This window comes from Paenibacillus sp. BSR1-1, from assembly GCF_030403775.1.
Lineage (GTDB): Bacteria > Bacillota > Bacilli > Bacillales > Cytobacillaceae > Neobacillus.
This window is the reverse complement of the sequence record NZ_JAQMWQ010000004.1, coordinates 372,304-388,672: the sequence shown is the minus strand read 5'-3', so window position 1 is coordinate 388,672 and position 16,369 is coordinate 372,304. Positions and strand designations below refer to the sequence as shown.

Below are 16,369 nucleotides of genomic sequence, written 5' to 3'. Positions count from 1 at the left end.
ACTTTCTATCAAAAAAGTGGCTTAGGTCAAGTTTCATGTAAAGGAGAAATGGAATATGTTAGGCCTATCTCAAATAAGGAACATAGATCGAATTGTTCGACGTCTTGATGATTTGTCAAAGATTAGTTTAACCGAGCGGGGTGTAACACGTCTTTCCTTTACTAAAGAAAGTGAGGAGGCTAACCGATTAGTTAGCCATTGGATGGAAGAAGCAGGGATGATTGTAAGAAGGGATGCTCTGAATAACGTTGTAGGAAGATATGAAGGGACTCAAGAAGAAGCTCCTGTTCTTCTGATTGGCTCCCATCTAGATACGGTAGTCGAAGCCGGCAAATATGACGGCATTCTTGGAGTGATTTTAGGAATTGAAGCCGTGCAAATTCTCCATGAGAATGGGATATGCCCTAAACACCCGATCGAAGTGATTGGATTTTGTGATGAGGAAGGGACCCGCTTTCATACAACACTTCTCGGAAGCAGGGCGATTGCTGGAAACTTTCTGCAGAAAGATTTGGAAGCTGTGGATAAGGATGGCGTTACATTAGCAAAGGCTATGCGGGAAATTGGAATGGATCCCACTTTATATCGATTGGCGGCAAGGGACCCAAATTCAATCCTAGGATATCTGGAACTTCACATCGAGCAAGGTCCGGTATTAGAAAAGAAGAATCAGTCGTGCTCAGCCGTCAGTGGTATAGCGGGTCAATCCCGGCTAGAGTTTCGCGTGGAAGGGGCGGCTGGCCATGCGGGGACCGTACCGGTTGCAATGCGCCAAGATGCACTTGTGGGGACTGCAGAAATGATTCAAGCCGTGGAACGGATTGCTCTTCAATACGAATCACTGGTAGCGACCGTTGGAAAGCTGAAGGTTTATCCGGGAGCAAGCAATGTTATTCCTGGTTTGGTGGAAGGAGCGATGGACCTGCGCTCAATCGATGATACTACTAGGGAGGTAGCGTTAAAACGTATTCAAGAAGAATGTCAGCAAATTGCAAACCGCAGGAAATTGACTTGTGAATTCCAACTGGTTTTTGAATCCCCGGCAGTCCACTGTTCATCCCATTTTATCGGTATTATTGAATCTGTTTTGGAAGAACATCACATGGACCCGCTTCGTCTGGTAAGCGGTGCCGGGCACGATGCGATGGCTATTGCTAAAATTGTAGATACCGGCATGATTTTTGTGCGCTGTAAGGAAGGACTCAGTCATCATCCGGATGAATTCGCATCTCAGGAAGATATTGAAGTGGGACTGTCTGTTCTGCTTAATACTATATTAAAAATAATAGCCTGAAAACATAGGAAAATTGGGGAAGAGAGGTGAAGTTATCGATAATCAATGGACGAAGCTTCATGAAAGATATGCAAATTCCAAACCTCGACCTTGAAGAAATCAAGACGAAAGGTCAACGGTACTAAGATAAAATGAGTTTAGGATATTTAGAAAGAGACTATCAGCCATCTGCCAAAGAATGAATTATTTAACCCGTCTTTCAAAGTGGTGGAAAAATACATAAAAGGCTGAATCAAACCACCTGTTCGCCCGGGGAAAAACGAAGTAGATCTGATGCAAAAAGGGTAGTTCCTTATAAGGAACTACCCTAATAACATTACATTTTGTTTAAAATCATGCACTAGCTGCATTTTTGTTGTTTGATAGGGCTTTAACAGTCAAAATAATATTGTTTTCAAGTTCTTCATTTTTTTGTTCAATTCTTTTTCCGATAAAGAATACATCAACAAAGTTCCAAATAAATAATGTCGCCCATCCAAATAATAGCATTAGGATTGCTCGTCCGATATCTCCTGAATAAAAACGGTGTCCAGCAAAAGTACCTAAGAAGAACCAAAGAGCATAAGCAATTCCCTTTGATTTTTGTTTTTTGCTCATTTCACTATTTACCATAGCAAGTTGTTCCGCCGATAAATCCTTTTTCATCAATAGGTTATTCAATATATGTCAACTCCAATGAATGTATTTCGAAACGTTCAATTTCTAACAAGGATAATCATAACTCATACTTTGAAATGCTTCACTAGTAGATAAAAGTAAAAATAGGTATTTTGACCCATAAGGATTGTCCTTTGTTCCCGGAAAACAGAAGGTATAAATGAATGGAAATTTATAGTATAAAAGGATTCCTACATTTGTAGGGTCCTTTTTTATTTGTTTTCTTTTAAAATATAACTATAATTCAGAAAATTGAAATATTTGTAAAAGGGGGACATCAAAAATGCGGTATATCTTATCTTCACTATTCTTCTGCAGCTTGCTCATGCCAGCTTTCTCAGCAAGTGCTGAAACGTCTTCAACAGCTGAATCTTCCGGTAATGAATATCCAATCGTATTGGTACATGGGCTAACAGGATGGGGACGAGGTGAATTGTTTGGCTTCAAATATTGGGGAGGGATGAATGACCTAGAACAATATTTGAATAACAGCGGACACAGAACGTATACTGCTGCGGTTGGACCAATTTCTAGTAACTGGGATAGGGCGGTGGAACTTTATTACTATATAAAAGGAGGAACCGTTGACTATGGGGCTGCCCATGCAAAAGAATGTGGGCACGCAAGGTTTGGAAAGACTTTTCCTGGCCTCTATAGCGAATGGAATGGTAAAAATAAAATTCATCTTGTTGGGCATAGTATGGGCGGACAAACTATCAGAACGCTGACAGAACTATTGGAAAATGGAAGCGAGTCTGAACAAGAATATTATAAGGCACACCCTGAGGAAGGAGTTTCTCCACTTTTTGAAGGGGGGAAGCATTGGGTCCATAGTGTTACAACCCTCGCTACTCCAAATAATGGTTCCACGTATGCGGATGCAGAAAGAGTAAAAACGCTTGTTAAAAGTATGGTTACCGATTTTGCCGCCCTATCAGGGGCAGGCGGAGACAACATCGTATATGATTTCAAGATGGACCAATGGGGATTGAAACGAAGCCCTGAAGAATCCTTCCTTACTTATATGGACCGGGTCATTAGCAGCTCAGTTTGGACAAGTAAAGATATAAGTTCGTATGATTTAAACACTGTTGGAGCTGCTGAACTTAATAACTGGGTGAAAACCCAGCAAGATGTATACTATTTTTCCTATACAGGAGACGCGTCCTATATAGGACTTTTAACTGGTCATTTTTATCCGCTGCCAACGATGACGCCTCTATTATGGGATTCAAGTCTGTTTATCGGATCATATTCAAGAACAAACCCTGCACCTGTGATTGACAAGTCTTGGTGGCAAAATGATGGAATTGTTAACGTTAAATCTTCCAAATTTCCATTCGGACAGGCAAATAAGCTTTTTGATGGCACGATTCAAAGGGGAGTATGGAACTATTTTCCTGTTCAATATACTTGGGATCACTTTGATTTCGTTGGATTAAGTGAAGCTCATGTTATTGGAATTAGACAAATTAATGACTTCTATTTAAATATCGCCAATCAACTCCACGGACTTCCAAAATGAGTTAATTTGATTAACCGGATGCCATAATAAAATTGGTGTTCGGTTAATCAATGAATTTATTATATACTAATTGGATATAGACAAATAAATAAATTACTGTTATAATTACATACGTCGTTGAAGGTTAAATATGCGGGTGTAGTTTAGTGGTAAAACCTCAGCCTTCCAAGCTGATGTTGTGGGTTCGATTCCCATCACCCGCTCCATACATATGGGCCTATAGCTCAGCTGGTTAGAGCGCACGCCTGATAAGCGTGAGGTCGATGGTTCGAGTCCATTTAGGCCCATCATTTTGTTTTAGTGAAACCGAACAATTGTGTTCGGTTTTTTTGTGTCTTTGGGGAAAATAATTCGGAGGAATGGATCTTTAAAATGGAGGTACATGAGATGCCAGAACTTCCGGAAATGGAAAACTACAAAATCTTGTTAAACGAAAGAATTGCTGGACAGGTTATTACCGATGTTCAAGTAAACAGAGAAAAATCAATTAATCTTAATCCTACACTATTCATCAATACCGTTAAGCAGCAAAAAGTCCTCAATATAAATAGGCGTGGTAAGCATTTGCTTTTTCAACTGCAAAATGGACAAATCCTTCTCTTACACTTAATGCTCGGAGGCTGGATGTTTTATGGAAAAGAAGCGGAAAAACCAAAACGAACGGTTCAAATTCGATTATCGTTTGGGCAAAATCATTTGTATTTTATCGGTTTAAGACTAGGATATCTTCATCTCCATAGTCAAACAGAAGTCGAAAAGGAGCTTTCTCATTTGGGACCCGAACCACTTTCAAACGATTTCTCTGTAAATGAATTTTTATTAAGAATCAACAAAAAACATGGCCGATTGAAAACGACGATGCTGGATCAAGAATTCATTGCTGGTATTGGCAATTGCTATTCTGCTGAAATATGCTTCCATGCAAAGATTTTACCAACTAGAGATATAGATGACATTATCGAAGTGGGTCGAAGTCAATTATACCAATCCATGAAATTTGTACTGCAGGATGCCCTAAAACATGGAGGATACCTTGAAAATCCTTTTTATAATGGCGACAAGTTAACTGGAAGCTTTTATAATATACGCAAAGTTTATGACAGAAAAGGTGAGGTATGTACAAGGTGTGGAGGGACAATCATCGAAGAAATGATTTCGTCTAGGAAAACCTTTTATTGTCCTAATTGTCAGAAATAGTCCCGCATTCAATAGCGGGAATTTTTTTAAAAATAATAATCTGAATCTTTAGAATAGATAGTCTCATGTTTTGTTAAAAAAAAGTATAAGTTATTGTTTCGGTTTTGTGTTAAATGTAATATACTATATACAAATAAGTATAACACATTTAAAATTTTCCTATAGAATAGGACACCAAAAGGAAAAGTGAGGGGGTGTTAATGATTAAACTAACGAAACGCCAAGATGAGATCCTTGAAATTGTGAAACAGAATGGACCCATAACGGGGAAAGAAATTGCAGAGAAATTATCTTTAACAAGGGCAGCATTACGGCCAGATCTCGCCATCTTAACCATGTCAGGAAATTTGGATGCAAGACCAAGGGTCGGTTATTTTTTTAATGATAATTACGAAGTTAAGCTTCAAGCTAAGGAATTTATCCATCAAAAAGTGACGGACTACAAAGCACATCCAATTGTAGTTGAAAAATCAACTTCAGTTTACGACGCTATCGTCCAATTATTTTTAGAAGATGTTGGTACTCTTTATGCCGTAGATACAGAAGGACATTTGGCAGGGGTGATTTCCCGTAAAGATTTGCTCAGAGCATCACTAGGAAACAGGAATCTTCATGAATTACCGGTGAGTGTGATCATGACGAGGATGCCGAATATCATCACCATTCATCCTGATGAAACTCTGCTTGAAGCAGCGAAAAAAATGATTAATAACCACATAGATTCCTTACCAGTTGTAAAGGAAGAGCAAAAGAATACATATTTGCTTGTGGGACGAATTACAAAAACGACGATAACGAAAGCCTATTTAGAAATTATGGAAGAAAAATCACACTAAGGGGAGAGGCTGCCATTTTGGTTCAGAAAGAGGTTGTCTATGTAGTTTCTGACTCAGTAGGGGAAACGGCTGAGTTTGTAGTAAAAGCAGTGGCAACACAATTTAATGGAGGACAGGTTGAAATTCGCCGCAATTCCTATGTTGATGACTTTGAGGATATTGAAGATGTCATCATGCTGGCAAAAAGGGGTCACTCCATTATTGCGTATACCATTGTTATTCCTTCTTTAAAGGAATATATAGATCAACGTGCTACCGAAGAGGGTATTTTAGCAGTTGATTTGCTTAGCCCCTTGATGAATGCATTTGTAACAAGGTTCAATAAGCAGCCGCATCATCGCCCTGGGTTAATGAGAAAGCTGGATGAAGAATATTTCAAGAAAATTGAAGCGATTGAATTTGCCGTGAAATATGATGATGGCCGTGATCCAAGAGGGGTTACAAAGGCTGATATAGTCCTAATCGGAGTCTCAAGGACCTCCAAAACACCTTTGTCGATGTATTTAGCTCATCAGCGCTTTAAGGTAGCAAACGTTCCCTTAGTGCCAGAAGTACCGCCGCCAGATGAATTGTTTCAAGTTCCGCGGAAAAATTGTATCGGCTTAATCATATCACCAGATAAATTAAACGAAATTCGCAAGGAGCGCTTAAAGGCTTTAGGGCTCGGATCGCAGGCAAATTACGCAAGCTTCCAGCGAATCTTAGACGAACTCGATCATGCAGAAAAAATTATGAAGCGGGTTGGCTGTCCAATTATTGACGTTTCAAATAAAGCAGTAGAAGAAACTGCGGGGTTAATTTTAGACGTTTTGAAAAAAGAGAGGAGCTTGTAATCATGGATAAATTCGTTTACTTATTTCACGAAGGTAATGGCGATATGAGAGAATTGCTAGGTGGAAAAGGAGCAAATCTAGCAGAAATGACTCGGATTGGCTTGCCAGTCCCTTATGGCTTTACGATTACGACTCAAGCATGTAACGCCTACTATGAAGCTAGCAAAACCATCCCAACAATCGTAGAAAAGCAAACTTTAGAAGCTCTTACCCGTTTAGAAGAAAAAATGGGCAAAAAATTAGGTGACCCGCAAAATCCTTTACTCGTATCTGTTCGTTCTGGTTCAGTTTTTTCCATGCCTGGGATGATGGATACCATTTTGAATCTGGGTATGAATGATGAAACAGTTGTCGGAATGGCAAAATTAACGAATAATGCTCGTTTTGCCTATGATTCGTACCGTCGTTTTATTCAAATGTTTAGTAATGTTGTTCTTGAAATCGACACGTATTTCTTCGAACAGTTTTTAGAAGAAACCCGCGAACAAAAGGGCTATTCCTCTGACCCTGAAATGACCGCAGAGGACTGGAAGGAGGTTATTGCTGGGTACAAAGGAATTGTCAAAAAGCATACGCGGAAAGACTTCCCACAGGATCCAAAAGAGCAGCTTTTCCTTGCCATTAATGCCGTATTTAACTCTTGGAATAACCAAAGGGCGATTGTTTACCGCCGTCTCAATAAAATTGCTGATCATCTTGGAACAGCTGTTAATATTCAAAGTATGGTATTTGGCAACATGGGAGATGATTCGGGAACAGGCGTTGCGTTCACTAGAAATCCCTCCACTGGAGAACACCTTCTTTACGGTGAATACTTAATTAATGCCCAAGGTGAGGATGTAGTGGCTGGAATTCGTACACCGCAGCCGATTGCCACTTTAAAGGATGAAATGCCTGGGGTTTACAAGCAATTTGCTGATACCTGCAAACGACTTGAGCAGCATTACAAAGAAATGCAAGACATTGAATTTACGGTTGAACGGGGCAAGCTTTTCATTCTGCAAACCCGCAACGGCAAGCGTACTGCTCAAGCGGCGATTCGAATTGCCGTTGAAATGGTAGAAGAAGGCATTATTGATAAGAAAACGGCGCTGCTTCGCGTCGATCCCGATCAATTAAATCAATTGCTGCACCGCCGCATTGATGACAAATTTGAAAAAAGAATTTTAGCAAAAGGCTTACCGGCATCCCCAGGAGCGGCAACAGGTAAAGTAGTCTTTGATGCCGATGAAGCAGAACTTTTAGGGAATGATGGGAAAAAAGTAATTCTCGTTCGTCCTGAAACAACCCCTGATGATATCCATGGAATCGTAGCTTCTCAAGCGATTTTAACAAGCCGAGGCGGAATGACCAGCCACGCAGCAGTTGTTGCCCGCGGAATGGGGAAAGCTTGTATCTGCGGTTGTGAGGCGTTGAAAATTGACTTAAAAGCCAAACAATTTATGGTTGGTGAAACCGTCGTTCACTACGGCGACATAATTACCATCGACGGTTCAACGGGCGAAATTATGCTAGGAGAAATTCCAATGATCGACCCTGAGCTTTCAGATGAATTCCAGCTGCTGCTGGATTGGGCCGACCAAGAACGAAAATTAGGTGTTCGAGCTAATGCCGATAATCCAGAGGATGCAAAAAAAGCGTTTGAATTTGGGGCAGGGGGAATTGGCCTTTGCCGTACGGAACATATGTTTATGGACCTGAAGCGGATTCCAATAGTCCAAAAAATGATATTAGCAGAGCATTACAGTGAAAGAATGGAAGCATTAGACGAGCTTCTTCCAATGCAGCAGGGCGATTTTGAAGGGATTTTTGAAGCGATGCAAGGCTTTCCTGTAACCATCCGATTACTAGATCCGCCATTACATGAATTTTTACCGGATAAAGAGGAACTTTTAGTAGAAGTGACAAAGCTGCAAATTTTAGACCCGCAATCTCCTGAATTGAAGAAAAAAGAACTATTGCTTAAAAAGGTTCGACAATTAGATGAATTCAATCCAATGCTCGGCCACCGCGGCTGCCGCCTTGGTATGATTCATCCAGAAATTTATGATATGCAAGCGAAGGCAATTTTCTATGCAGCAGCAAAGCTTGCAGAAAAAGGCATGGAAGTACAGCCGGAAATTATGATTCCGCTTGTCGGCCATGTAAATGAATTAAAACAGATGCGCCAGCTGGTTATTGATGCGGCAGTTAAGATTCAAGAGGAAACAGGGAAAACATTCCAATATACAATAGGAACGATGATTGAAATCCCTCGTGCTGCATTGACGGCTGATCAAATTGCTGAAGAAGCAGATTTCTTCTCTTTTGGAACGAATGATTTAACACAAACAACCTTCGGATATAGCCGTGATGATGCCGAAGGAAAATTCCTGCAGGCGTATATTGAAAACAAAGTACTCCCAGAAAATCCTTTTGCAGTACTTGACCAGGATGGTGTTGGTAAGCTTGTAGAAACAGGTGTTAACCTTGGCCGCAGTACAAAGCCATCGTTAAAAACAGGTATCTGCGGTGAACATGGCGGTGAAAAGAGTTCAATTGATTTTTGCTACCGAACAGGCTTAGATTATGTCAGCTGCTCGCCGTACCGCGTACCGCTTGCAAGATTAGCAGCTGCACAAGCAACAATTCGTCATGAGTTAAATAAGGAAGAGGTTTATACAACTGCTTAACTCTAAACTAGGACGGTTACCTTAATAGGTACCGTCTCTTTTAATGGAATTATACTTTTATTTTCTGCTTATACTAAAAAAAATCATGGAAAAGGGAGTAATGATATGGGGGCAATCGAACGGAACGGGTACCGGTTTGTACCAGAGTATAGTATCATTCAACAAAATGGAGCCATACATGTTTACAGCAAAGATCATTTCATAGAGGAAATTCAATTTCAGTTTTCTGGAAAATTTCCTGAATTAGATCAAATCGAGGACCTTGTAGACCGATATTGCGATTTACATAACATTTAATAGAACGCTTGTTCGATAAGGAGATAAATGCTATAATTAAAAATGCAATAGAATTGAATTTCTCAAGGGTGGGCGGCACACTTCCGATTGGAAGGAGGTGATGCTTTTGACAGTTTTTCAAGCATTGATGTTAGCTATTTCCTTTGCTAGTCTCATTGTCACGGTTCTGTCTTTCCACAAAAAAAAATAATCCACCCTTGAGCCGGCAAGCATAAGCGGTGGATTACTGCCTTATATGCCGATTTCCCTGAGGGAAACAGCTATTGCATGACCGAGTCGTCTAGTCATGCTCGGTCTTTTTTACTATATGAGAATCTATACTAATATTATACATAACTTCTTAGAAAAAAGAAATATTGAGGTGAGAACGAAATGAGTAAATTAAAAACCATTTATCCTCAAGCGATAGAGCATACAAAAAGGAAAGTATATGAAGATATTGATCGATATTTGGAAACGAAGGAAACGGTGACGACCTTCGAGCAGTATCTAGCCGACCGCAGCCACTATCTGGAACAGCTTTGGATTAATGTCTGGCTTAATAAATCTACGAATGATGTTCCCAAAAATGAAAAAAAGCAGTTTTTAAGTGAAAAAGGTTTTGAAGTTCAAGGAGTGGACCGTAAACTCATCAACAAGCTTTTTCGCGATGAAATGAGAACCTATCAGCCTTTTAACGTTATTTCATGGTTAAAAGAAAGCTTTCAGAATCAAGAAGAGGAATGGACAAAACGATATCAGATAGCGAAGGAGAATTTTATTAAAAGAGAAGAGAAACAGCAGTTTGAAGAACAAAAGATAAATATTCAGAATCAAATTGAGGAAGAAGCAGCTCTAATTTTGGAAGAGAAATATCAGATTTTCTATTTATATGTCCGACATTTTGTTGCAAAGCAGCTAGCTGCTGATATAACAAACAATGTGAAGTTTAAATCTGTAGATACGTTTGCTCTTGAAGAAAAATTAGAGGATGAAGGTGCGTTTAACCCTTCGGCATATACGACCGTCGGGACTTTTTTTGAGGAATTAACTGGGGATATCCATAAAACGCTAAATTGGGGAAGAAGCTACTTTGAGTATCAGACTTACTTCTATGTTTATGAAGGTCTTATTTCAGATTACATTTCAGAACTGATTCCTCAAAAAGTATTGGAAGGGCTGCCTCCTGTTCTGTTGGAAGAGTTTTTTGAAACTTTTCATGAAAAATTAACGCCCTCTTTTGTGAAGGGAAGTATAACAGAACTTCTTTATGATGTAGAGGGATATTTTATTGAGGATATTCAGGCTGAATACCTTTCTGATTTATTAAAACTGGCGGAGATTCCATTTGACTTGTCTGTGCATCAAGAAAGGTTTGAACAGGATCTTCAAGAACGAGAACGGAAGCAAGCGGAAGAACAAGCAGAGGTGGAGCGGAAAAAAGCAGAAGAAGAAAGGATCATGAAGGATATTTTTGGAGCTGAATATGATCCTTCCTTACAAAGACAATCCCGCTATGTGCTGCATATTGGGGAAACAAATACAGGCAAAACCCATCATGCTTTGGAAAAAATGAAAGAGGCTAATAGCGGTTTATATTTGGCACCATTGAGATTATTAGCATTAGAAGTATATGACAAGTTAAATGCCGAAGGAACTCCATGTTCATTGAAGACGGGTGAGGAAGAAAAAATCCATCCAAATGCCAGCCATATTTCCTGTACGGTAGAAATGTTTCATGAAAAGGAATTTTATGAAGTGGTGGTCATTGATGAAGCACAAATGATTACGGATAAGGACCGGGGATTTGCTTGGTATAAAGCGATTACGAAGGCAAATGCAGAAGTAGTACATATTATCGGCAGCAGAAATTCAAAAAATATGCTGCTTGAACTTTTAGGCGATTCTGAAATGGAAATTCATGAATACACGCGGGATACACCTCTAGATGTCGAATCGAAAGAATTCCATATTAAACATGTTAAAAAAGGGGATGCACTTATTTGTTTTTCTAGAAGACGTGTTTTGGAGATGGCCTCACGACTGCAAAATGATGGTCATTCGGTAAGTATGATTTATGGCAGCATGCCGCCCGAAACAAGAAAAAAACAAATTGAGCAATTTAATAAAGGAAAAACAAAAGTGATTGTGGCAACAGATGCCATAGGTATGGGGTTAAACCTTCCGATTCGCAGGATTGTTTTTTTAGAAAATGAAAAGTTTGACGGCACAAGAAGGCGTCTTTTGAATTCTCAAGAAGTGAAGCAAATTGCCGGGCGTGCCGGCCGTAAAGGCATCTATAATGTCGGAAAGGTTGCATTTACCAGCGATATTAAAAAAATGAGGAATTTATTATTGCAGGAGGATACGCCTGTTCATTCCTTTGCTATTGCCCCGACTAATTCAGTATTTGAGCGATTTTTGCGCTATTATCGGGACCTAGGCACCTTTTTTGAACTATGGGGGAAATTTGAAAGTCCAAAGGGGACCAAAAAGGCCTCATTGTCTGAAGAACGAATACTATATGAAAAAATTGCCGGTACAGAAATTGAAGCACGTCTTTCGTTGACGGATTTATATGGCTTTTTACACCTGCCCTTTGCCAAAAATGAACCTTTACTTACCCAGCAGTGGGAAGATACCATGTATGCGATTATCCGTGGGAGCCAAATGCCTGAGCCCATTGTAAAAGAACGAAGTTTAGAGGAATTAGAACTCAGCTATAAAGCAATTGGCCTGCATTTGTTATTCCTTTATCGATTGGGTGAACGGACCGAGGCAATGTACTGGGAAAGGCTGCGTGAAGAAATAAGCGATAAGGTACAGGAACGTCTTAAAACCGACATCAAAAAATTCGTCAAAAAATGTAAAAACTGCGGTAAGAAACTTCCATGGGATCATTCATTTCCGACCTGTGATGCTTGCTATCGGGCAAGATTTAAAAAATATCGGAATGAAGAAGAATTTTAAAATTAAAAATCCACATTAGTGTGTGGATTTTTTTGTTTGTTTCGGAATTTGACTTTTACCATTAATTCCTTATTCATGAAATAATTGATAAAATAAGTCTATGAATGTTTTTTTAGGAAAGTGATGTGTGAAAAATGCAGCTATTATTAACAGTAATGGGCACCAATGCTGAAGTGGTGTCCCATTTGTTGGCGAAAAATCCCAACAATCTTTATGAGCGTGGTGAAAAAGGACTGACCGTTCGCCTTGTTTATCCTAAATTTTCGTCAGAAGAGGTTCAAGTGTTAATCTATGTTAAGCCAGACCCAATTGAATTAGTGAAAAATTCACCTGACCTTTACGATATCACCCATTACATAAATGATCGCGAATTCGCAGCAAGCAGTATTTTTGTCTCCTCCATCCGCAAGGCCTTAGGAACAGCGTTAAATGGGAAGCCAAAAGAAGAATTCAATGCATGGGTAGGCCATTTGTTCGAAATGGAACTGTCATTTGGTCCGATTGCTACTGACTTACGCGACCAGGAAATTGAAGCATTATTTATGCCAATCGGTTATCAGGTAGAGATTGAACGTAGTCAAAGCTTTATTCGTGAAAAAAGTTCCGCAAGGTTTGTTAAATTAAAGGGTAATCAAACCGTGCAAATGGCATTAAGACATGTTTCCATTCTCATTCCGGTGATGGATAACTATAAACATTATTTTATCGATGAAAGGGAAATTGAAAAGCTGGACCGCTATGGGGAAGGCTGGTTAGAATCACATCCATTAAAAGCGATGATATTAAAGCGCTCATTACGCTTTCAAAACATGATTTCCCAATCTAAATTCTATGAAAAAGAAACGAATTCTGTAAAAATAGATGAACCATCAAAAATTCGGTTAAATGATCTTCGGTATGAAGCAATCATTAATTATGTCAAAGCCTTAGCAAAAAAAGAATCCATTGTCGACCTGGGGGCAGGTGAAGGAAAGCTTTCGGTTCAACTAGGATTTTTGGATGGAATAAAAGAGATCATTTCTGTGGAGCCATCCAATAAAGCACGTTTAAGGGCGCTCGATAGGTTTGAACTGGCAAAAGGAAAACATGGATTTTTGGAGCCAATTTCAGTTACAGGCTCATTATTTTATTTCGATGATCGCCTTAGAAATAAGGATGTTATGATTTTATGTGAAGTAATCGAGCACATCAATGAACCTCGGCTGCCTAAAATATTTGAAACCATCCTTAAAGATTATCGGCCAGGTGTACTGATAGTGACAACTCCTAATCAGGAATACAATGCCGTTTATGAAATGAAGGAAGAAATGAGACACGCTGACCATCGTTTTGAGTGGACTAGAAAAGAGTTTAAGAGAAATTGTGAAAATTGGTCGAGTCCATTTCCATACCAATTGAGTTATCAAGGAATAGGTGAGGAGCATCCAATCTATGGCCACCCAACACAAATGGCGATTTTCACCAGAAAGGGGGATAGTCACTCATGACAAAGATATATTTGCCATATGCAGGCATCGTCTTATTAGTCGGACCATCAAATAGCGGCAAGACGACATTATTAAACAGGTTAGTGAATGAAAAAAGCATTCTTTCCTCCGAGGTGATAAGCTCAGATCAATTTCGTGTGCTCGTCAGCGATGTTGAATTTATTAATTGGAATCAGCGGCCAAAGGACGAATCAGATGTACTCTATGATGAGTATTTCCGCGTCTCAAACGAAGCTTTCGATACAATGGACTTCTTAATCGGGAAGCGGTGCCGTTTAAATAAATTAACAATTATTGATGCTACCCATTTAAAAGAAGACGATCGTGAACGCTATATTCGTATGGGCAAGAAATATCATGTTCCCGTAGTATCGATTGTTTTCAATATTCCAGAAAAAGAGCTTCTAACACGTGATGAGCATCGTGATTACCCACGTGGAAAGAATCGTATTAAGCAGCAATACCAGCAATTCAAACGGACCATAAGGTTTATAAAAAAAGAAGGTTTTCATCGCACATATATCTTAAATGAAGAAGAACTTAAGAATCTGGAAATGGGACGTCAACAGGATTCTTTGCTTGTAAACCTTGGCAATGGCATTGATTTTATCGGAGATATTCACGGCTGCTTTGAGGAATTTATGGAGCTATTAGAAAAACTGGGTTATAAGGAAAATATAGAAGGGTATTATGTGCACCCTGAGGGACGAAAAATATTATCTTTAGGTGATGTTATGAGCCGCGGACCACGTTCATTGGAGACCTTGCAATTTTTTAAAAAACACGTGGGAATGGGGCACGCCTATATGATTGACAGTAACCATGGCTGGAAGATTGCCCGTTGGCTCGATGGCCGCAGTGTAAATCTCGCACATGGAGATGAAAAGCTTGCGGCTGAATTTGAAGAATATGAAAATTTGTATGGACATGAAGCATCTAACCAATTAAAGAATGAATTCAAAGAATTACTATTAGCAGCCAAATCGCATTTAATCATTGAAAAAAATGGTGTAAAGGTTGCAGTCGCCACACACGCTGGCATAAGAGATCATTATATTGGCAAACAATCACAGCGGATTTCTGATTTTTGCAGGTATGGTGATTCTGATGGTCTCGATGAACATGGTAAACCAATCCGTAAAGATTGGACCATCGAGCATCAATCTAGTCAATTAATTATCTGGGGCCATGATCCAAAACCACAGCCCCTGCTTGTCAATAATACCCTGAATATCGACCAAGGTGTGGTGTTTGGGGGCCGATTAACTGCTTATCGTTTTCCCGAAAAACAATTCGTTTCCGTTGAGGCAAAGCGGGATTATGCCAATGTTCCGGACAATCCACTTCGCGAGTGGGAACGAAAACGGCTGGCACCGCCGAACCTAGGAAAATTTATCAATGGCTTTTCCGTGTTAACTGAGCAAATAGGGGAGGTAGCCATTTACAAAGAGGGGATTAAATCGGCCCTGGATGATTTTTCCCATTACACATTACCACTTGAGGAAATTATTTATCTGCCGCCGACGATGAGCCCGACACCAAAACCATCGAGTTTAGAAGGCTACATGGAGCATCCGATGGAAGCCTTTGAATACTATCAGGCCAATGGCGTGGATACCATGGTTGTGGAGAAAAAACATATGGGCAGCCGGGGGATTTTGTTTCTATTTAAAAATAAGGAAGCAGCCAAGGAGTTAATCGGCAGAGAGTCTCTAGGCGCTATTTATACAAGAACAGGAAGGGCTTTTTTTCAAAAGGAACTGGAGACACAAATTCTTGAGGTATTAAATAAAGACCTGGCTGGCTATTTCGAAAAATACAACACCGACTTCGTTTTACTTGATGCAGAAATCCTCCCGTGGAATTTAAAAGCAAAAGAGCTAATCATGAACCAATATGCACATGTTGGTGAAATGGCACTGATTGATAGAAATAAATTAAGGGCCGGACTGCAAAAAGCATATGAAAATGGTCAAAACGTTGGTGACTGGCTGAGAGAAACAGAGGAAAAGATTGATAATGCAGTTGTTTTTAATGAGGTTTATCAAAAATACTGCTGGGAAACGGAAGGACTGGAAGGAATTCAAATTGCACCCTTCCATACATTAGCCCACAGCACCGAGACCTTTTTCAATAAAGCGCACACCTGGCATATGGAGAAAAATAAAGAATTTAGTGAGTTATCTTCTTTGTTTATGGAAACGGAGTATCGTGTAGTAACGGATGACGATTCCAAAAAGGCTGCGATTCAGTGGTGGGAGGAAATGACAGAAAATGGTCATGAAGGCTTTGTGGTAAAACCGGAGTCGTTTGTGGTGCGCAACAAAGGGAAGCTTTTGCAGCCGGCCATCAAAGTCAGGGGAAGGAAATACTTGCATATCATATACGGAATCGATTACTTGGAGCCTGAGAATTTGTCTAGGTTAAAAAAGCGCAATGCCAGTAAAAAGCAGCGTAATGCTTTGAAGGAATTCTCACTGGGTATTGAAGCAGTAAACAGATTTATAAAAAGAGAATCACTGGAACGATATCATGAATGTGTGTTAGGGGTATTGGCACTGGAAGCAGAGCCGATTGACCCTAGATTATAAGGAATAAAGAGCATCGGTCTTTAAAAACCGA

Annotated in this window: 12 protein-coding genes and 2 tRNA genes; 13 read left to right on the top strand and 1 reads right to left on the bottom strand. The window is 39.7% G+C overall.

Going from position 1 to position 16,369, the window contains the following annotated elements; genetic code table 11:
* The first annotated feature begins 55 nt into the window (after positions 1 to 55).
* Positions 56 to 1,294, top strand: coding sequence for an allantoate amidohydrolase (locus tag PH210_RS09820; protein ID WP_289984966.1), 1,239 nt, complete (start codon positions 56 to 58; stop codon positions 1,292 to 1,294).
* A 333-nt stretch (positions 1,295 to 1,627) separates the two neighbouring features.
* On the opposite strand, the gene PH210_RS09815 is transcribed toward PH210_RS09820, so the two are convergent.
* On the bottom strand, positions 1,628 to 1,954 hold the full coding sequence (locus PH210_RS09815; RefSeq protein ID WP_289984964.1) for a TM2 domain-containing protein: 327 nt from the start codon (positions 1,952 to 1,954) through the stop codon (positions 1,628 to 1,630).
* Between the two features lie 280 nt (positions 1,955 to 2,234).
* Between PH210_RS09815 and PH210_RS09810 the strand changes: the two genes are divergently transcribed.
* From PH210_RS09810 to PH210_RS09760, 12 genes are all read left to right on the top strand, one after another.
* Positions 2,235 to 3,476 (top strand): esterase/lipase family protein, encoded by a 1,242-nt coding sequence (locus PH210_RS09810; RefSeq protein ID WP_289984963.1) that lies wholly within the window; start codon positions 2,235 to 2,237, stop codon positions 3,474 to 3,476.
* Between the two features lie 132 nt (positions 3,477 to 3,608).
* Positions 3,609 to 3,682: transfer RNA gene (locus tag PH210_RS09805), tRNA-Gly, on the top strand.
* Between the two features lie 7 nt (positions 3,683 to 3,689).
* A tRNA-Ile gene (locus PH210_RS09800) sits at positions 3,690 to 3,763 on the top strand.
* A gap of 100 nt (positions 3,764 to 3,863) precedes the next feature.
* Positions 3,864 to 4,673, top strand: coding sequence for an Fpg/Nei family DNA glycosylase (locus PH210_RS09795; protein ID WP_289984961.1), 810 nt, complete (start codon positions 3,864 to 3,866; stop codon positions 4,671 to 4,673).
* A gap of 200 nt (positions 4,674 to 4,873) precedes the next feature.
* Positions 4,874 to 5,509 carry a transcriptional regulator CcpN gene (gene ccpN / locus PH210_RS09790; RefSeq protein WP_289984960.1) on the top strand — a complete coding sequence of 212 codons (636 nt, stop codon included), beginning with the start codon at positions 4,874 to 4,876 and terminating at the stop codon, positions 5,507 to 5,509.
* A gap of 17 nt (positions 5,510 to 5,526) precedes the next feature.
* Positions 5,527 to 6,342: a pyruvate, water dikinase regulatory protein gene (locus PH210_RS09785; protein WP_289984958.1), complete on the top strand. Its 816-nt coding sequence runs from the start codon at positions 5,527 to 5,529 to the stop codon at positions 6,340 to 6,342.
* A gap of 2 nt (positions 6,343 to 6,344) precedes the next feature.
* Entirely contained in the window at positions 6,345 to 9,014 is a 2,670-nt protein-coding gene (ppdK, locus tag PH210_RS09780) for a pyruvate, phosphate dikinase (RefSeq protein ID WP_289984957.1), read from the top strand.
* A gap of 105 nt (positions 9,015 to 9,119) precedes the next feature.
* Complete coding sequence (locus tag PH210_RS09775; RefSeq protein WP_289984955.1) at positions 9,120 to 9,311, top strand: YbxH family protein; 192 nt, start codon at positions 9,120 to 9,122, stop codon at positions 9,309 to 9,311.
* A 100-nt stretch (positions 9,312 to 9,411) separates the two neighbouring features.
* Entirely contained in the window at positions 9,412 to 9,501 is a 90-nt protein-coding gene (locus PH210_RS29755; RefSeq protein WP_223590865.1) for a putative holin-like toxin, read from the top strand.
* Positions 9,502 to 9,683: 182 nt separating this feature from the next.
* Positions 9,684 to 12,260: a DEAD/DEAH box helicase gene (locus PH210_RS09770; RefSeq protein ID WP_289984953.1), complete on the top strand. Its 2,577-nt coding sequence runs from the start codon at positions 9,684 to 9,686 to the stop codon at positions 12,258 to 12,260.
* 134 nt (positions 12,261 to 12,394) lie between these two features.
* Positions 12,395 to 13,747: a 3' terminal RNA ribose 2'-O-methyltransferase Hen1 gene (locus tag PH210_RS09765; RefSeq protein WP_289984951.1), complete on the top strand. Its 1,353-nt coding sequence runs from the start codon at positions 12,395 to 12,397 to the stop codon at positions 13,745 to 13,747.
* Complete coding sequence (locus PH210_RS09760; protein ID WP_289984949.1) at positions 13,744 to 16,338, top strand: polynucleotide kinase-phosphatase; 2,595 nt, start codon at positions 13,744 to 13,746, stop codon at positions 16,336 to 16,338. The genes PH210_RS09765 and PH210_RS09760 overlap by 4 nt, the downstream gene beginning before the upstream one ends.
* The last annotated feature ends 31 nt before the right edge of the window (positions 16,339 to 16,369 follow it).